This is a genomic window from Nonlabens sp. Ci31 (genome assembly GCF_012974865.1).
GTDB lineage: Bacteria > Bacteroidota > Bacteroidia > Flavobacteriales > Flavobacteriaceae > Nonlabens.
In genome coordinates this window covers 115,285-134,071 of record NZ_CP043633.1, presented here as the reverse complement: position 1 = coordinate 134,071, position 18,787 = coordinate 115,285, and the positions used below count along the sequence as shown (strand labels likewise).

Below are 18,787 nucleotides of genomic sequence, written 5' to 3'. Positions count from 1 at the left end.
CTTGTGAGATCGAATTAAATATCGTTATTTTGCATTCCGATTTTAAACAACAATAATCATGTCTCGAGTTTGTGAACTTACTGGAAAATCAGCGATGACTGGAAATAACGTTTCCTTCGCTATGAATAAGACTAAACGTAGATTTAACGTAAATCTTTTCAAGAAGAAATTCTATCTACCGGAAGAAGATAAGTGGGTGACCCTTAAAGTTTCTGCTAGAGCAATAAAAAACATCAATAAGAAAGGAATTACTCAAGTAATTAAAGAAGCCCGCGCTAAGGGTTTTCTTACTAAGTAATTTTATAAAAGTTATATAAGATGGCAAAAAGTAAAGGAAATAGAATACAAGTGATTCTTCAGTGTACAGAGCATAAAGAATCTGGTATGCCAGGGATGTCTCGTTACATCACTACAAAGAATAAGAAAAACACGCCAGATCGTCTTGAGCTCAAGAAGTTCAATCCGGTTCTCAAGCGTATGACTGTTCATAAAGAAATTAAATAAGTAAGACATGGCAAAGAAATCAATCGCATCCCTACAAACGGGAAATGTAAGATTAACAAAAGCAATCAAAATGGTAAAGTCTCCTAAATCAGGAGCTTATACATTCGTAAGTGCTATTATGGCGCCAGATTTAGTAAACGATTTCTTGAATAAGAAATAAGTTGGTTAATTAATGTTCAGAACCGTCCTATGAAAATAGGACGGTTTTTTTTGTTAATTCCAGCATCGCAACTACGTTTTCCATCGTGACAATCACATCAACAAAAGCTGTTGATGGCAGGATTTGTCGCGCTAGAAAATAAAGTTTTATCACCCCTGTATTTATAACCGAACTTGTTCCAAATTGGTTCGGGACCTTTTGGCATGTGTTCTCCTGTTGTTTAATCACAACTATAGTCATTATTGCCATTTACTTTCCTATTTTTGTACTCATTCTAAATAAGCCATGAGTTTTTTCAAAAACATATTTTCTAAAGAGAAAAAAGAAACCCTAGACAAAGGGCTGGAGCAAACTAAAGCCAGCTTTTTTGACAAACTAGGAAAAGCCGTAGCCGGTAAATCTACGGTAGACGCTGACCTACTTGATGATCTGGAAGATGTATTGATCTCTAGTGATGTGGGTGTTGCAACCACTGTAAAGATCATCGATCGCATAGAAGATCGCGTAGCAAAAGATAAATACTTAGGCACTTCAGAGCTGAATCAAATCTTACGTGAGGAAATTGCGGGATTGATGAGTGAGGTGAATCATGGGGACGCAACAGAGTTTACCATTCCAGAAACCGATGGTCCTTATGTCATCATGATTGTAGGAGTCAATGGAGTAGGGAAGACTACTACCATAGGTAAATTGGCCTACCAACTTAAAAAAGCTGGTAAAAAAGTCGTTTTAGGAGCTGGAGATACCTTTAGAGCTGCTGCGGTAGATCAATTGGATATCTGGGCACAACGAGTAGGTGTAGAGATCGTAAAGCAAGCTATGGGAAGTGACCCTGCAAGCGTCGCTTACGATACCTTACAAAGTGCTGTCGCACAAAAAGCAGATGTTGTTCTTCTCGATACTGCAGGCCGTCTACATAACAAAGTTAACCTGATGAACGAGCTTTCTAAAGTAAAGCGCGTCATGCAAAAAATCATTCCCAATGCCCCTCACGATGTGATGTTAGTACTTGACGGTTCTACAGGCCAAAACGCCTTTGAGCAAGCTAAGCAGTTTACAGCAACTACCGAAGTAACCAGTCTAGCAGTCACAAAATTAGACGGTACCGCAAAAGGTGGTGTCGTGATAGGAATTTCTGACCAGTTTAAGATTCCAGTACGCTACATAGGCGTAGGAGAACAATTGGAAGATCTTCAAGTGTTTAATAAAGTGGAATTTGTGGATAGCTTCTTTAATTAGAATTAGGAACTCCTAAATAAAAGGATGCATCTCTGTTGAGGTATAGAGGAGAAACCCTTATTCCTATGGTTAGAGCTCCTTTTGTTTTCCGTAATGGAGATCTGGTTTTAGCCTTTATAAACAGCGTAGCGGTTTTGTATCTTTTTCACGTACGAACCCTATAAAACGCTCTTAAATAGTTTGTTTTACAGCTAAGAGTTTTACTTTTAGGCAAACTTATTTCATGAAAAAATTCCTCTTCTTCTTGCCGTTGCTATTTCTAGCCTGCAAGTCTTCAGATACATCGGTGCCATCTTCAAGCAATGATTTTAGAGAATTCAAAGTGCTGGATTCTAAATATATAGATAAGGATCAGATCTTTGGAGATTTGTTGGATGAAGTGATTAGCTTTCGCGAAAGCGATAACCTTAAAAGCCTTGTTCTAGAGAAGAGTATTCCAGAAATTAAAGAAGCCATTGCTAGTGGGCAATTTTCCTACCGGGACCTGACTCTTTTCTACCTGAAAAGAATCTATACCTACGACAGGGAAAACCCTAAGTCATTGAATTCTGTGATTGCCATTAATCCCAATGCCTTAAAACAAGCTGATGCCGCCGATCAAGACTTGGCCTATGCAAAGAAAAATGGGGAGGACCTTCCTTATTACTCCATCAAAGGAATGCCTATTTTGTTAAAAGATAATATCGATACCAAAGATATGCCTACCACTGCTGGTGCGGCTGTATTGATAAAAAACACTACGGCACAAAATGCTCAAATCGTTAAGAATCTAAGACAACAAGGAGCGGTTATTTTAGGAAAAGCCAATTTAAGTGAATGGGCTTATTTCTTTTGTGGAGATTGCCCTAGTGGTTACAGCGCGGTAGGTGGACAGACCTTAAATCCTTATGGAAGAAGATCTATAGATACTGGCGGGTCCAGCAGTGGAAGTGGTGTTAGTGTCGCGGCAAATTTTGCCGTAGCTGCTATAGGAACGGAAACTTCTGGTTCTATTTTATCACCATCTTCTCAAAATAGTGTGGTCGGTTATAAACCTACTACAGGAACTTTTAGCGGTGTTGGAATTGTGCCTATTTCCAGTTATTTAGATACTGCTGGACCTATGACCAAAAATGTGATGGACAACGCCATTCTTGCACAAGCATTAGGAGCGCCTTATGAAGTGATTGATGAGTACGGTTTTAATAGTTTTGAAACCGCCAGTTTAAAAGGAGTGCGCTTTGCGGTATGGACTTCTTTTAAAGAAAACTCTTTGTATGCGCAGGCTTTACTGGATTTAGAAAAGTCTGGAGCGGTACTTATTGAAATAGACGATACCAGACCACAATTAAACGGTTTTTTAAAACTGCTCAATGCCGATATGAAAAATGACCTACCAGCTTATTTTGCAGATCAGGCCAATAGTAAATACCGCGGGTGGGACGTCGCTAAAGTTATGGAATGGAACAGAAAGGATTCTTTAAAAACCATGCCTTACGGGCAGAATCTTTTTAAAGGGATTATTGATGAGCCTGCTATTTCTGATGCCGATTTTTGGGAATTTAAAAAGGAGATGACAGCAACTGCACAAGCGTATTTTTTCAATTTGATGAAGGAGCATGACCTACAGGGTTTTATTTCTATCAATAACTATACTGCAGGAGCTGCCGCAGCAGCTTTCTTTCCTGCGATGACTGTTCCTATGGGTTATGATGACAAAGGACAACCTTATGGCCTTACTTTTATCGCGCCTATGGAAGAAGATCAGTTGCTTTTTAACTGGGCTGCTGCTTATGAGAAAACGACAAAACACCGAGTATTACCAAAGAATTACAAAAACTAATCACAGCTTTTAAGGGTTCTATTTTTCAGACCCAGATCGAGGTATTCATCTCTTTAAGATTTGTAGAAAGGATCAGGTTGTGATACGACTGAATAAATAATAGTTAAAAAAAAGAATTGGAACAAGAACGACCACCATTATTCAACGATCGAAGCCTTCAGATAACTACTAAGATAGTGGTCATTTACGCCGCTTTTTATATGTGCACAGTTATCTTTCAGTTGCTGACCAATCCATTAGAAGAGAGTTCGCTGGCGCCTCAAAATGCATATGATCCATTGTATTTTATGGCTGCGGTACACCTTGTAGTATTTGTAGTTACAGGTGCTAGTGTGGTGTATAAAAAATACTTTTGGCCACTTACTTTAGTCGCTGTTGCTGTTGTTGCGATGGCTAGATTTTATTACAATGACATCGCCTTATGGGTATGGAGTCTTACTTCTTAATGCTATGAAAAACACACTTACTTTATTAGTACTTGCTTTTAGTATTAGCTTATGTGCTCAAGATGATAAGCAGGAATCCACAGACTACCGAAAGGAACTTTCTTTAGAGTACAAATCTGGAGAGAACAAGGTCTTAACAGAAAGGGAAAAGAAAAACTTTGGCTATTTGAATTTCTACGATTTTGATCCAGAATTTGTGGTAGAGGCCAGATTTGAACCACTGGATAATACAGAAGAACTGCAATTAGAAACTTCAACTACGCGCATTGCCTCTTATGTAAAATACGGTTATTTGCATTTTACTTTAAAAGGCAAGAAATGCAAACTACTTGTTTTATCGAGTCCTAGTTTAAAAGACGATCCAGAATATTACAATTATTTATCGGTTTATTTTACTGATCAGACCAATGGAAAAGGCTCTTATAAAGTAGGTCGTTATATGGAATTAAGAGCACCGCTAGGAGAGACAGTAATGCTCAACTTTAATAATACTTATAATCCTTATTGCGCTTACAGTAAGAGATTTTCTTGTCCTATTCCTCCAGTAGAAAACCACTTACCTGTAAAAGTTACTGCTGGTGTCAAGGAGGGTTTTAGGAGTTTTAGGAAGTTTTAGAATCGATACCCAAAGGATAGATCTAATTTACTGAAAGATAATTTTGATGTGTTTTCTAAAGTACTACCTGAGTTTATAAAGTTCACCACTTTTTCCTGGCTTATAAATGAAGAATAACTAACTCTTAGAAGAAAATTTCTTTTAACTGCTACTTCAACACCAATATGAATATTATCTAGATCTTTTGGGAAATTGGAAGCGCTCGTGATGCGCTCGCCATTTTCTAAATCAAAAAATACAATATCATTATTGGAATTTCCAATACTTTTTTCAAAGGATAACAATGGGCTTATAGTAAAATTATAATTGATATGAATGTTGTATTTAACCCCTAGCTCAAAGGATAGGTATTTCATTTCAACTTCTGCATTTGTTTCTGTTCGGTTGACAGAGGATTGCTGATTTAGTGTAAATTCATTGTCACCACTCAACGAGTAATATTTCATCCCTCCAAATGCTGTTACTAGATTTGTTATTCTATCTAAATTCTTTTCTGCTCTCGCATTAAAGTGAAATCCATTCAAAGGGGTTTTTGAGCCACCGCTTTCTCCAGAATTAAATTCTGCGCTTCCTATAGAATAACCAGCAAAACCACTGTAGTTCCATGATTTTACTTTCTTTTCTTGAGAGAGGATTTCTATAGGCTCCTCAGTGTAGTTGTTAAGGAAATATTCAGTGATCCCTTCCTCGTCAAATGATAGTTTTTGATAGGACTTTTTATCTGTATTATTAGGATTGTACTTTACAAACAATACTTCTTTAAATGATTTCTCATTACTTTTCTCTGTAGATGCTATTCTCAATACATCTTCAACTGACCCATCCCGTTTTACAATGTAATAGGATTGCGCTTCATCAGAGTATTGCAATATTTCAATAAAACCAACAGATAACTTTCTAAGGAATATATTTTGATCAGAATGGATCTCTTTTATTTTCTCGCTTACAATGACCAAGCTTCCATCGCTATACCCTATTTCTTTAATGTCCATAGAAGTCGCCACTATTAGACTTTTAGATTCTGAATTGTCGTAATACTGTATTACATTTTCTTTATCCAAAATAACTTTTTGAGAAGGCAAGAAAATTTGCTTTTTAACTCCGTTGGAATCTATGAGATAAGCATTAATTTTAGATTGGCTGTATCCTAAGGTAATTGTAAATAAGAATGCAAGAGTGAAATAATGAAATTGTTTAATGGTCATAATGTTTTTTTGGTGTGTAAAGAACGTACTTTTTCCAATAAATTTATTTATAAATAAAAACTATACCCTACACCTATTTGAAATTCTTCATAGCTGGCGAGATGCTGGTAACCCAGAGCAGCATTCCAACTATACCAGTCATAGGAGAGGTGAGTATTGAATTTGTTAAAATCTTGCCAGGGGATGAAGCTAACTTAAATCTATTGGTTGTTCAAACATAATAGGTATTCAGAAAAATAAAAAGCTTTGTAGAGGGAAAAGCACTTTTGGATGAGGGAAGGAGGTACTCATGTCCTATTCCTCCAGCAGAAAACCATTTACCCGTGGAAGTAAAAGCTGGTGTCAAGGGGGGTTTTAGGAGTTTTAGCAATCAACATGCCAAGTATTTTTCTTTGGCATGTTTGGTTCAGTGTCGAGATGTTAAAACTATGGATCATCAATCCAGAAAGTAAAAGTTAAAGCCGTTGTCCGGGAGGATTTTAGGAGTTTTAGAAGTAGAAGTTTTATTCTATTTTGATTTGCGTATATTCATTACCAATAGCCCCAACTACGTGAAATTCCTATACTTATTTCTTCATAATTATTAACATGTTGGTATTTAAAACTAGCAATCCAATTATGTTTAATCAAGTATTCACCTTGTAATTTTATTTCATTAACTCTATTCCAATAAGTGTATTCAGACGAGATATAGATGTTATTTATAATTCTTTTCCTTAAATGAAAGCCCAAGCCTAGATTCTCTTCATTATAGTTTTGAGTTTGAAATTTTAAGTGTCCTAATACTATTGCAATGTGCTGAAAAGGATTTCTATCTGCTCCAAAATTCTTTTTTAAAAAAAGTTGATTTTTTTTAAAATGACTTGATTCAAAATCGACTTGCTGATGAATAAAACCAACATTTAAATAAAAGTCAGTAATTGGTATGGGTTTGTCAATCGTAAATTCAAACTTTTTATTCCCCATAAAATTAGAACCTAAAAAAGTTCTAACCTCAAAATCTAAAGGGTAATTGAATTCCTTCATTATTCCTAGCCCATAGGTCTGATAATTAAATCCATATTCATTTTCTATTTCAAACTTTTTATCATAGTAATGAGTTACAGTAAAAACTAAAGTCAACTCTGTTGTTAGTTTTACATTAATTACTGATTGATCTCCAACTACAATTTCTTGAGTATCATATCCAGGATAGGAAAAAATCAAAACATCTCCAGTTTTAGCTGCTATAGCATAATTACCGTCAAAATCTGTGCTTGAATTTATAACAGTTCCCTTAACTAAAACTATTGCGTCAAAAAGACCACTGTCAACATCACTAACAGTTCCAGTAATAGCTCGTTGCCCAAAGCAAAAAGAACTTGTGGAAAGTATGCATAGGAGCAGAAGTGATTTCATAAAACTATTGGTTGTTCAAACATAATAGGTATTCAGAAAAATAAAAAGCTTTGTAGAGGGAAAAGCACTTTTGGATGAGGGAAGGAGGTACTTGGTTGATTGTTTAAAATCCTTCCAGCAGCTTTGATTTTAAGGGGGCTTTTGTTTTTAAAACTGCCGACAAGGATTTTGGAGAAGTCCGCTTTCGCTCGGAGCTGCTTCCTGATCAACTTCCATTTTCTTAAGAAAACAGAAAGCCTGTTAAAAACAACAATAAACCACGGCTAAGTCGTAAATTTGCAGCCGCTTATGAGAACAAAAACTAGAAAAAAGAACAGGATCAACGTAATTACTTTGGGTTGTTCTAAGAATGTGTACGATAGTGAAGTGCTGATGGGTCAATTGAGAGCCAGTGGTAAAGATGTAGTGCATGAAGAAGAAGGAAATATTGTAGTGATCAATACCTGTGGTTTTATTGATAATGCTAAGGAAGAATCCGTCAATACCATTCTTGATTTTGTAGAACGTAAGCAAAGAGGCGAGGTAGATCAGGTGTTTGTATCTGGATGTTTATCGGAGCGTTATAAGCCAGATCTCCAAAAAGAAATTCCAGATGTGGACCAGTATTTTGGAACCACAGAATTGCCATCACTTCTTAAAGCACTAGGTGCCGATTACAAGCACGAACTGATAGGGGAACGAGTAACGACCACACCAAAAAATTACGCGTATTTTAAAATAGCGGAAGGTTGTGACCGACCATGTTCTTTTTGTGCAATTCCATTAATGCGTGGTGGACATAAAAGCACCCCTATTGAAAACCTTATTATCGAGGCTGAAAAGCTTGCGGCAAAAGGGGTAAAAGAATTGATACTCATTGCTCAAGATTTGACCTATTACGGTCTTGATTTGTATAAAGAAAGAAGACTAGCCGAATTATTAAGGGAGCTAGCAAAAGTAGAAGGAATCGAATGGATACGTATGCATTATGCGTTCCCAACTGGTTTTCCACTGGATGTTTTAGACGTCATGAAAAGCGAGCCTAAGGTGTGTAATTACCTAGATATCCCGCTACAACATATTTCTACGCCTGTATTGAAATCCATGCGTCGTGGAACCACTTTTGAAAAAACGAATGCACTTCTAGAAAAATTCAGAACGTTGGTTCCAGAAATGGCGATACGTACCACATTGATCGTAGGTTATCCTGGAGAGACAGAAGAAGATTTTGAGATTTTAAAGCAATGGGTAAGTGACCAACGTTTTGAACGTATGGGATGTTTTACCTACTCTCACGAAGAAAATACACATGCTTACAAGCTAGAAGATGATGTTCCTGCAGATGTAAAGCAAGAACGTGCTAACGAGATCATGGAGATCCAATCTCAAATCTCGTGGGAACTGAATCAGCAGAAGATAGGTAAAGAATTTAGAGTAATGATCGATCGCAAACGCGGAAATCATTTTGTAGGCCGTAGCGAATTTGACAGTCCAGATGTAGATAACGAAGTGTTGATCGATGCAGATAAGCATTATTTATCGGTAGGTTCTTTTGTGAATGTAGTGATCACAGAAGCAGAAGATTTTGACCTCTTTGCAGAGCCTGTGGAGGATAAGTAGGTTTTAGCCTAAGTCTTGGTGTGCAGTGTGCGTTCCTCTCACTACTTTGGTCGCTCGTCGGAAGCAAGATTTATAAGGGGAACGCTTTTAGTTTTGTGGAGGTACTAGGTTGTTAGATATAGAAATGCTTTTTGTTATCTTCCTAACTTGAATAAAAAACAAATCCATACCAAAAAGTATTTAGAATACTACCGAAGAAAACTGCGTAACAATAGCACTCCGGCAGAAAAGTATTTGTGGTCTCACCTCAAATCAAAACAACTCGGCGGTTTGCGTTTTCAAAGGCAACATTCTATTCGTAATTATATTGTCGATTTTTATTGTGCATCTATAGGCTTAATCATTGAACTAGATGGAGAAATTCATAAGCATCCAGAAGCGCAGCAAAGAGATGAAATGAGGGAGCAAGAGCTAGTAGAGTTGGGTTTTACTATTCTTAGATTTGAGAATAAAATGGTCTTTGAGAATCTGGAACATATTTTTGAATGGATAAGAGATGTAGTGAAGGAGAAAAGCTCTTGAGGTAGCTTCCAGCACCGTGTAACCCCTTATTTCATTCGTACACGAATGAAATGTTCCCCTTATTTTATAAGGGGAAAGCTTTTAGTTTTATGGAGGTACAGTCTTGGTAGATGTACAAAAGCTTTTTTAAATGCCCGACTATTCCCATTAGATGCAGCAGCTGTAGGTTTAATTCTGGACCTATGTGAATCGCACAACAACAGCCTTTCCGTTCAGTTGAAGGAAAAAAGTTTGGCAGCTTTGCTGCAAACGCAAAGGGTTTGAGGTGATGTTGGAATTGCGAGCAGAGCTACAGGTATAGAGAGCTTCTCGCACCGTGTAACCCCTTATTTCATTCGTACACGAATGAAATGTTCCCCTTATTTTATAAGGGGAAAGCTTTTAGTTTTATGGAGGTACAGTCTTGGTAGATGTACAAAAGCTTTTTTAAATGCCCGACTATTCCCATTAGATGCAGCAGCTGTAGGTTTAATTCTGGACCTATGTGAATCGCACAACAACAGCCTTTCCGTTCAGTTGAAGGGAAAAAGTTTGGCAGCTTTGCTGCAAACGCAAAGGGTTTGAGGTGATGTTGGAATTGCGAGCAGAGCTACAGGTATAGAGAGCTTCCAGCACCGTGTAACCCCTTATTTCATTCGTACACGAATGAAATGTTCCCCTTATTTTATAAGGGGAAAGCTTTTAGTTTTATGGAGGTACAGTCTTGGTAGATGTACAAAAGCTTTTTTAAATGCCTGACTATTCCCATTAGATGCAGCAGCTGTTGGTTTAATTCTGGACCTATGTGAATCGCACAACAACAGCCTTTCCGTTCAGTTGAAGGGAAAAAGTTTGGCAGCTTTGCTGCAAACGCAAAGGGTTTGAGGTGATGTTGGAATTGCGAGCAGAGCTACAGGTATAGAGAGCTTATCGCACCGTGTAACCTCTTATTTCATTCGTACACGAATGAAATGTTCCCTTTATTTTATAAGGGGAAAGCTTTTAGTTTTATGGAGGTACAGTCTTGGTAGATGTACAAAAGCTTTTTTAAATGCCTGAATATTCCCATTAGATGCAGCAGCTGTAAGTTTAATTCTGGACCTATGTGAATCGCACAACAACAGCCTTTCCGTTCAGTTGAAGGGAAAAAGTTTGGCAGCTTTGCTGCAAACGCAAAGGGTTTGAGGTGATGTTGGAATTGCGAGCAGAGCTACAGGTATAGAGAGCTTCCAGCACCGTGTAAACCCTTATTTCATTCATACACGAATGAAATGTTCCCCTTTATTTATAAGGGGAAAGCTTTTAATTTTATGGAGGTACAGGCTTGGTAGATGTACAAAAGCTTTTTTAAATGCCTGACTATTCCTACTAGATGTAGCAGCCGTAGGTTTAATTCTGGACCTATGTGGATCGCGCAACAACAGCCTTTCCCTTCAGTTGAAGGGAAAAAGTTTGGCAGCTTTGCTGCAAACGCAAAGGGTTTGAGGTGATGTTGGAATTGCGAGCAGAGCTACAGGTATAGAGAGCTTCCAGCACCGTGTAAACCCTTATTTCATTCATACACGAATGAAATGTTCCCCTTTATTTATAAGGGGAAAGCTTTTAATTTTATGGAGGTACAGGCTTGGTAGATGTACAAAAGCTTTTTTAAATGCCTGACTATTCCTACTAGATGTAGCAGCCGTAGGTTTAATTCTGGACCTATGTGGATCGCGCAACAACAGCCTTTCCCTTCAGTTGAAGGAAAAAAGTTTGGCAGCTTTGCTGCAAACGCAAAGGGTTTGACGCGATGTTAGTGGTATTCAAAAAAGCTGTTTCCAACCAGAACTATTTATCCCATACCTAATACCTGCCCACTATAACTCTAAACTAGTTGGCCGCAATCTGTTCACTCAATTCCAGCCATTCCATTTCTACTTCTTCTTGTTGAGCTTTTGTTTTCTCCAATTGGATAGAGTTCTCCGTCATTTGATCAGCATGGATGTCTGTATTTAGGAAACTGTCTTGAAGTTTTTTCTTTTGCTCTTCTAGTTGCTTGATCTTGTTTTCCATTCTAGAAAGCCTTTTTTGTTGCTCTCGAGTAGGTCCAGAAGCAGGTTCAGATTTTGGTGCTGCGATTGCTTTTGGAACAGGGACTACTGCCGCTGCTGCTTCTTCTTCGGTGTCTTTGTCTAAAACAAGGTCTGTATTTCCTACATAAGCTCTAAAGTCGCTGTAGTTTCCAGGGAAATCGGTAATAGTCCCCGACTGATTAAAAACAAACAAATGATCTACAATCTTATCCATAAAGTAACGGTCGTGACTTACTACGATAATACATCCAGGGAAATCCATCAAGAAATTCTCCAATACGTTTAAGGTAGGAATATCCAGGTCATTAGTAGGTTCATCAAGAATCAAGAAATTGGGATTCTGAATAAGAACCGTACACAAGTACAGCCTCTTTTTTTCTCCACCACTTAGTTTTTCTACAAAATCGTGTTTCTTCTTATTGTCAAAAAGAAAACGTTCCAGCAGTTGGCTGGCACTGATGATCTTTCCTTTGTTCAAGGGTATGTATTCACCGTATTGTTTGACCACATCGATGACTTTTTGCCCTGGTTTTGTTTCCATTCCGTTTTGCGTGTAGTAACCGATTTTTACGGTTTCTCCAATCACTACTTTTCCAGCATCTGGTACCAATGCTCCGGTAATCATGTTTAAGAAAGTCGATTTTCCAGTTCCATTTTTACCGATAATTCCCAAGCGTTCTCCCCTTAGGAAGTTATAGGAAAAGTCATTGATCAAATGGGTGTCGCCAAAGGATTTACTGATCTTGTGCAATTCCACCACTTTAGTTCCCAAGCGTTGCATATTGATCTCCAATTCTACTTGATGATCTTTACGTCTGTTGCTTGCGGCTTCCTTAATTTGATTGAAATCTTCTATTCGAGACTTGGATTTGGTACGTCTCGCTTTTGGCTGGCGACGCATCCAGGTCAGCTCCTTTTTAAAAAGCTGTTGTGCTTTTTCTTGATTGGTTTGTTCTACTTCCAGGCGTTCCTGCTTTTTCTCTACATAGTAAGAATAATTTCCTTTGTAGGTGTACAGTTGTCCTTGGTCCAGTTCTATAATTTCATTACATACCCGATCTAAGAAATAACGGTCGTGAGTGACCATAAGAATGGTATAGTCTTCTTGTTTAAAATAAGCTTCTAACCACTCGATCATTTCTAGATCCAGGTGGTTGGTAGGCTCATCCATGATCAACAGCTGCGGGTCTGAGAGCAATGCCATTGCCATAGCGATACGTTTCTTTTGTCCACCACTTAGTTTCCCTACCTTTTGGGTCAAGTCGTCTAGTCGTAGTTTGGAGAGAATTTGTCGGTATTTGGTTTCAAAATCCCATGCATTTGCTGCATCCATAGCATCTAGTGCCTTTTGCATCATGTCAGCATCGTCGGGATTTGCCATCGAGTGCTCGTAATCGGCGATGATTTTCATGGTAGGTACATCACTACCTAGAATCACTTCTTCAATAGTCATGTCTGGATTGAGATTGGGTTCTTGAGATAAGAAGGCCATTCTCAAATCGGTTCGATAAGATACATTACCGCTATCTGGTTCTTCAGCACGAGTGATGATGTTGAGCAGCGAGGATTTACCATAGCCGTTTTTTGCTACAAAACCTATCTTTTGTCCTTGATTGATTCCAATGGAAAGGTCTTTAAAAAGCACTTTATCGGCAAAGGCTCTGGTAACGTTTTCTACGGTGATGTAATTCATGGCAATCGGTCTTAATTAAGAAATGCAATATTACGGCCTTAAGCTGTTAGATCAGTATGTTAATTCCATAAAATTTGGTTATTCTTTGAGATGCTGGCATTGAAAAAGTCCTTTCCAAATTTATCAGGGAACGCCTGATTTTTTGTCATTTGTTGGTATGCTTATTCCGCTTTCGCGAAAGCGAGAACAAGATCAACCCATCCCCACCAAAAAACAATCAGGAGTTGATAGTTGTCGGCTAAATCTTTGCCATTTTTACGACCATAACTTTTTAACTATGGTGCATCAAGACCTATTATATCACAGCATACAAGCGGCAATAGCGGCTGGAGATGCCATTTTAGAGGTGTACCATCAGGAACACATAGAGACGGAGGCAAAGGCCGATGAGTCCCCACTTACTCAAGCAGATCTTGCTTCTAATCGTATTTTAATGGAGCAACTGGAGTTTACGGGAATACCCATTATCAGTGAAGAAATTAAAAACGTAGCCTATGCTTCCCGTAAAAACTGGGAGGAATGCTGGATCATTGACCCGCTGGACGGCACCAAAGAATTTATCAATAGAAATGGGGAGTTTACGGTCAACATCGCCTTGCTCACGGACGGGAAGTTGCAATTGGGAATTATTTACGTGCCGGTTACTGGCGCGCTGTACTTTACCAATAGCGCCATGACCGCTGCTTATAGATACGATTACAAAAAAGAATTGCCTGAAATGGAAGAACTGCTGGAAAAATCAGTGCCCTTGCTACCGCATAAAAGTGAGGAAGTGCTCAAAATTGTGGGAAGTAAATCCCATATGAATGAGGCGACGCTTGCCTTTATGGAAAACCTTAAAAAAGAAACCGATCGGGAAGTGGTCATTGAAAGTATAGGCAGCTCTTTAAAATTTTGCTTGGTCGCCTCAGGAGTTGGTGAGGTGTACCCGCGTTTTGGCCCTACTATGGAGTGGGATACGGCGGCAGGACAAGCTATATGTGAGGCCGTAGGACTACAAGTCTTAGATGCCGATACAAAGGTACCTTTACAGTACAATAAGGAAGATTTGTACAACCCATTTTTTATAGTCAAGTAATATGGAAGTATCTAAAAAACGACATATCGCAAAGACCATTACTTGGCGTGTTATCGCTAGTGTGACCACTTTTATTTTGGCTTATGTATTCTTTAGGGAAGATCCTGAAGCCATTACCAAGGCCTCTGGAGTAGCCATCGCAGAGTCGTTTATTAAAATGTTGTTATATTACTTCCACGAACGTTTTTGGTACAAGAGTAATTTTGGAATCAAAGACAGAAATGTTAAAGATGGAGAATAATATTTTTGCTTATGATTACGAAGCGCTTCAAAAGCAGCGCACTCGCTTAAAAGGCCATTTGCCTTTAGTAGTTTGGTTGACCGGACTTTCTGGGTCTGGAAAATCTACGATTGCAAAAGCGCTGGAAATCCAACTCAACGCTGACGGATTCCACACCACTACCTTAGATGGTGATAACCTGCGAACTGGATTGAACAGCGGTTTGGGTTTTAGTACGGAAGACCGTCGAGAAAATTTAAGACGAGTGGCAGAAGTAGCTAAATTATTAATGGAATCAGGACTGGTTGTTTTGGCAGCATTTGTATCCCCGTTAAAAGCTCAAAGAGCCCAAGTAAAGGAAATAGTAGGAGCAGCGCATTTTGTAGAGATTTTTATCGACACCCCATTATCTGTTTGTGAAGAGCGGGATGTAAAAGGTTTGTACCAAAAGGCAAGAGCGGGAATTATAAAAGACTTTACGGGAATCAATGCTCCTTATGAAGCACCAGAAAATCCTTTATTACGTATAGCCGACTTAAGTATAGATCAAGCCGTAGAGATGATCGTAAAAGAAGTGCGTTTAAAAACAAAAATATGAATAAGTTTTACTTAGATTATTTACAAGAATTAGAGTCAGAAGCTATTTATGTGATCAGAGAAGTCTGGGCACAATTTGAAAAACCAGTCATCTTATTTAGCGGTGGAAAAGACAGTATTGTGCTGACACATTTGGCTCAAAAGGCTTTTTACCCAGCGAGAATCCCTTTTAAGTTGATGCATGTAGATACCGGTCATAATTTTCCTGAAACCATCGCTTTTAGAGATGCAATAACCAAAGAAAAGAATGTGGAGATGATTGTGGCTAGCGTTCAAGAATCTATTGATACCGGACGGGTACAAGAAGAGAAAGGAAAAAATGCGACCAGAAACGCTTTGCAAACCACCACACTACTGGATGCCATAGAAACCCATCGGGTGGATTGCGCTATAGGCGGTGCGAGAAGAGATGAAGAAAAGGCCAGAGCCAAAGAACGTTTCTTTTCCCATAGAGATGATTTCGGTCAGTGGGATCCTAAAAATCAACGACCAGAACTTTGGAACATCCTCAACGGGAACCACTACCAAGGAGAACATTTTAGAGCTTCCCCCATCAGCAACTGGACAGAAATGGATGTCTGGAATTACATTCAAAGAGAACAGATTGCTATTCCTAGTTTGTATTTGGCCCATGAACGGGAAGTGGTTTGGTTAAACGATGCTTGGATTCCAAATTCAGAACATTTAACTCAGGTACACCCTAGCGATGTGGTGACTAAGAAAATAAGATTTAGAACCTTGGGGGATATCACCATCACAGGAGGTATGGAGTCTGATGCAGATACCATAGAAAAAATCATTTTAGAAGTCGCTGCTTTAAAGCAAACCGAAAGAGGGAACCGCAGTGACGATAAAAGGTCCGAGACCGCGATGGAAGACAGAAAGAAACAAGGTTATTTTTAGGTGTTGGGAATGCGGTATGAGGCATGTGGGATGAGGTACGAGTCCTCTATTTAGGGATGTGGGATGAGGCATGCGGAAATAGGCATGAGTCCTATATTGAGGTATGCGGCATGAGGCATTTGGGATAAGGTATGAGTCCTATATTTAGGCATGTGGGAGGAGGTTTTGAAAACATAAAGAATTAGATACCTTAATCTTTTGGGACCTGGAAAAAGCTTGGATTGAAATAGATGTGAGGTATTGGGTATTGGGAATGTGGGAGGAGGTTTTGAAAAAGAAATAGAGACTTAAAACTTTAGCTTCTGAACAAAGGCTAAAGAGAAAAGAGTAAAGGAAATTAGAGTTTCCCAGTATAAAAGAAGTAAAAAATGAATATAGATAATAACCAATTATTAAGATTTACGACGGCAGGAAGTGTAGATGACGGAAAGAGCACTTTGATCGGTAGGCTGTTGTACGATTCCAAATCTATTTTTCAAGACCAGATCAACGCAGTAGAAAATAGCAGCAAGCAAAAAGGGCTAGAATCTATTGACCTCGCCATGTTTACTGATGGTCTGAGAGATGAAAGAGAACAAGGCATTACTATAGATGTGGCGTACCGATACTTTACCACGCCCAAAAGAAAGTTTATCATAGCAGACACTCCCGGACATATCCAATACACCAGGAATATGGTGACTGGAGCCTCCACGGCAAATGTAGCCTTGATTCTTATCGATGCCCGACATGGGGTGATCGAGCAAACCAGAAGACATGCCTTTATTGCCAGTTTATTAAACATCCCTCACATTATTGTATGTGTGAATAAAATGGATTTGGTGGATTACGATGAGCAGGTGTATAACAAGATCCTAAGAGACTTTGAAGAATTCGCTTCAAAAATGTTGACTAGGGATATTACTTTTATTCCTATGAGTGCTTTAGATGGGGATAATGTGGTCCACCGCTCTGAACACATGAGTTGGTTCCAAGGAGCGCCCTTGTTGTATACATTAGAGACCCTACATATTAGTAGTGATTTGAATAAATTGGATTTTCGTTTTCCCGTACAAACGGTGATCAGGCCTCAATTAAAAGGATTTGAAGATTACAGAGGCTATGCCGGTAGATTGAGCAGTGGTGTGGTCAGAAAAGGAGACGAGATCACCGCACTTCCTTCTGGGTTTACTTCAAAAGTAGCCAGCATTCATTTAGGAGATCAAGAAGTAGACGAAGCTTTTGCTCCTATGTCTGTTGCGATCACTTTAGTAGATGATATTGATGTGGCGAGAGGAGACATGCTCGTACGTTCTAATAATGTACCCGAGCTCTCACAAGAATTTGACATCATGATGTGTTGGCTCCACGACCAACCTTCTTTGCCTAGGAAAAAATATAAAATCATGCATGCTAATAACGAACAAGTTTGTATTATCAAGGATAAGGTCTATAAAATTGATATCCAAAGCCTCAAACGAATGGATACGCCAGAGGAATTTCAAATGAATGAGATAGGGCGTGTGACTCTTAAAATCAGCAAGGCGCTTATGATTGACCGGTATAGAGAAAATAGAATGACGGGAAGTGTGATTCTCGTAGATGAGCAAACCCATGAAACCATAGCTGCGGGGATGATCGTTGAGGTAAGGGTCTTAGTTACGGAGTTTTTGAATCGTTGAGTTTTGAAGGATGTGATTTTTTGAATATGGAATATTAAAATTCGATTTTTAGCCTTGTCCTCTTTAATGCTACATTTCGATAGACTCCGTACAGGTAATCTTAGCTCAGGTGGTATCTCAATAAATTCCGCTCATTTTGTTGGTCACTCCATACCTACAAGAAGTGGAAAATTAATCTGTATGTCTTTGCGGGTTGATTTTTTACTTTTCAATTCAAAGCATGCCTGTAATTTGCCGCAATAATTCTATATTAGCGTCTTATTTATTTTTATACATGAGAAAGCTGTTAGGCCTAATCCTTCTTTTTTTATTGTTGCTCGCTAGTTCCTTCGTACCTACTCGTAAAATCACTTACTTACAGGAGTCTAAATCTAACTTAAACGACTCCTTAATCACCATAAGAAAGATGCAACCGCCTTATCGTTTGCAGGTGAATGACGTGCTTTCCATTCAAATAAAAGCACCTCTTGATCCAGATCTAGTTAAGATGTTCAACATAACAAATGCTGCAGGTGGTGGTGCACAAGGCGGGGGGCTTTACTTTACAGGCTATTCCCTAGATCAACACGGTGATATACGCATACCACAATTGGGTAAAATAAAAGCTTTAGGGATGACGGTGGAAGAGTTGAGAGAATTGATTGAAAAACGACTGGTCAATGAATATTTTAAAGAAAATGCCAATCTTTTTGTTACTGTTAAACTCGACGGACTTCGATATACCATGGTAGGAGAAGTAGGTGGTACGGGACAAAAAACCATCTATAGAGACCAAGTGAGTATTGTAGAAGCTATCGCAGACGGCGGTGGGGTGCCGATTACTGGTGATTTAACGGCAGTGAAGATCGTTCGTCAATACCCGGACGGTGTGCGCACCCATGAACTGGATTTGACCACTATAGACGTGGTGTATTCGCCTTATTATTACATACAACCTAACGACATGATAGTGGTGAGTCCCCTACCTCAAAAAGCTTTGGGAACAGGAACTACAGGCCTAGCCTCATTCACCACTGTTATTTCGATATTTACTACATTAGTCACCACATTATTATTCTTTACACGTTTATAAA

20 protein-coding genes are annotated in these 18,787 nt (G+C 38.8%); 17 read left to right on the top strand and 3 right to left on the bottom strand.

What is annotated here, in order from left to right; translation table 11 throughout:
- Positions 1-58 precede the first annotated feature (58 nt).
- The 7 genes from rpmB (at position 59) to F0365_RS00620 (ending at position 4,787) form a co-directional block, all read left to right on the top strand.
- Positions 59-298, top strand: a complete 240-nt coding sequence (gene rpmB, locus F0365_RS00650; protein ID WP_101012094.1) for a 50S ribosomal protein L28 — start codon at positions 59-61, stop codon at positions 296-298.
- A 20-nt stretch (positions 299-318) separates the two neighbouring features.
- Positions 319-504, top strand: a complete 186-nt coding sequence (gene rpmG / locus F0365_RS00645) for a 50S ribosomal protein L33 (protein ID WP_015362874.1) — start codon at positions 319-321, stop codon at positions 502-504.
- Between the two features lie 7 nt (positions 505-511).
- Positions 512-664, top strand: coding sequence for a DUF4295 domain-containing protein (locus F0365_RS00640; protein ID WP_169931876.1), 153 nt, complete (start codon positions 512-514; stop codon positions 662-664).
- A gap of 285 nt (positions 665-949) precedes the next feature.
- Entirely contained in the window at positions 950-1,903 is a 954-nt protein-coding gene (gene ftsY / locus F0365_RS00635; protein ID WP_169931875.1) for a signal recognition particle-docking protein FtsY, read from the top strand.
- A 223-nt stretch (positions 1,904-2,126) separates the two neighbouring features.
- Positions 2,127-3,725, top strand: a complete 1,599-nt coding sequence (locus tag F0365_RS00630; RefSeq protein ID WP_169931874.1) for an amidase family protein — start codon at positions 2,127-2,129, stop codon at positions 3,723-3,725.
- Positions 3,726-3,841: 116 nt separating this feature from the next.
- On the top strand, positions 3,842-4,171 hold the full coding sequence (locus tag F0365_RS00625; RefSeq protein WP_169931873.1) for a hypothetical protein: 330 nt from the start codon (positions 3,842-3,844) through the stop codon (positions 4,169-4,171).
- Positions 4,172-4,175: 4 nt separating this feature from the next.
- On the top strand, positions 4,176-4,787 hold the full coding sequence (locus F0365_RS00620; protein ID WP_169931872.1) for a DUF1684 domain-containing protein: 612 nt from the start codon (positions 4,176-4,178) through the stop codon (positions 4,785-4,787).
- On the opposite strand, the gene F0365_RS00615 is transcribed toward F0365_RS00620, so the two are convergent.
- Positions 4,784-5,992 (bottom strand): hypothetical protein, encoded by a 1,209-nt coding sequence (locus tag F0365_RS00615; RefSeq protein WP_169931871.1) that lies wholly within the window; start codon positions 5,990-5,992, stop codon positions 4,784-4,786. The two genes, F0365_RS00620 and F0365_RS00615, sit on opposite strands and share 4 nt — an antisense overlap.
- A 77-nt stretch (positions 5,993-6,069) precedes the next feature.
- Here F0365_RS00615 and F0365_RS00610 point away from each other — a divergent pair, with 77 nt between their 5' ends.
- A complete protein-coding gene (locus F0365_RS00610) occupies positions 6,070-6,213 on the top strand; it encodes a hypothetical protein (RefSeq protein WP_169931870.1) in 144 nt (47 codons plus the stop codon).
- Between the two features lie 45 nt (positions 6,214-6,258).
- The gene (locus tag F0365_RS16760) at positions 6,259-6,444 is read left to right on the top strand and encodes a DUF1684 domain-containing protein (protein WP_169931869.1); all 186 of its coding nucleotides are present in this window, start codon (positions 6,259-6,261) and stop codon (positions 6,442-6,444) included.
- Between the two features lie 79 nt (positions 6,445-6,523).
- On the opposite strand, the gene F0365_RS00600 is transcribed toward F0365_RS16760, so the two are convergent.
- Positions 6,524-7,390, bottom strand: coding sequence for a carboxypeptidase-like regulatory domain-containing protein (locus F0365_RS00600; protein WP_169931868.1), 867 nt, complete (start codon positions 7,388-7,390; stop codon positions 6,524-6,526).
- 288 nt (positions 7,391-7,678) lie between these two features.
- Here F0365_RS00600 and rimO point away from each other — a divergent pair, with 288 nt between their 5' ends.
- On the top strand, positions 7,679-8,989 hold the full coding sequence (rimO, locus tag F0365_RS00595; protein ID WP_169931867.1) for a 30S ribosomal protein S12 methylthiotransferase RimO: 1,311 nt from the start codon (positions 7,679-7,681) through the stop codon (positions 8,987-8,989).
- Between the two features lie 147 nt (positions 8,990-9,136).
- Entirely contained in the window at positions 9,137-9,511 is a 375-nt protein-coding gene (locus F0365_RS00590; protein ID WP_169931866.1) for an endonuclease domain-containing protein, read from the top strand.
- A gap of 1,848 nt (positions 9,512-11,359) precedes the next feature.
- Here F0365_RS00590 and F0365_RS00585 read toward each other — a convergent pair.
- The gene (locus F0365_RS00585) at positions 11,360-13,255 is read right to left on the bottom strand and encodes an ABC-F family ATP-binding cassette domain-containing protein (RefSeq protein ID WP_169931865.1); all 1,896 of its coding nucleotides are present in this window, start codon (positions 13,253-13,255) and stop codon (positions 11,360-11,362) included.
- A 277-nt stretch (positions 13,256-13,532) separates the two neighbouring features.
- Here F0365_RS00585 and cysQ point away from each other — a divergent pair, with 277 nt between their 5' ends.
- The 6 genes from cysQ (at position 13,533) to F0365_RS00555 (ending at position 18,786) form a co-directional block, all read left to right on the top strand.
- On the top strand, positions 13,533-14,333 hold the full coding sequence (gene cysQ, locus F0365_RS00580) for a 3'(2'),5'-bisphosphate nucleotidase CysQ (RefSeq protein ID WP_169931864.1): 801 nt from the start codon (positions 13,533-13,535) through the stop codon (positions 14,331-14,333).
- Position 14,334: 1 nt separating this feature from the next.
- Positions 14,335-14,574: a DUF2061 domain-containing protein gene (locus tag F0365_RS00575; protein WP_169931863.1), complete on the top strand. Its 240-nt coding sequence runs from the start codon at positions 14,335-14,337 to the stop codon at positions 14,572-14,574.
- On the top strand, positions 14,564-15,151 hold the full coding sequence (gene cysC, locus F0365_RS00570) for an adenylyl-sulfate kinase (protein WP_169931862.1): 588 nt from the start codon (positions 14,564-14,566) through the stop codon (positions 15,149-15,151). The genes F0365_RS00575 and cysC overlap by 11 nt, the downstream gene beginning before the upstream one ends.
- The gene (gene cysD / locus F0365_RS00565; RefSeq protein ID WP_169931861.1) at positions 15,148-16,053 is read left to right on the top strand and encodes a sulfate adenylyltransferase subunit CysD; all 906 of its coding nucleotides are present in this window, start codon (positions 15,148-15,150) and stop codon (positions 16,051-16,053) included. The genes cysC and cysD overlap by 4 nt, the downstream gene beginning before the upstream one ends.
- 368 nt (positions 16,054-16,421) lie before the next feature.
- Entirely contained in the window at positions 16,422-17,714 is a 1,293-nt protein-coding gene (locus tag F0365_RS00560; RefSeq protein ID WP_169931860.1) for a sulfate adenylyltransferase subunit 1, read from the top strand.
- A 274-nt stretch (positions 17,715-17,988) separates the two neighbouring features.
- Complete coding sequence (locus F0365_RS00555) at positions 17,989-18,786, top strand: polysaccharide biosynthesis/export family protein (protein WP_169931859.1); 798 nt, start codon at positions 17,989-17,991, stop codon at positions 18,784-18,786.
- Position 18,787 lies beyond the last annotated feature (1 nt).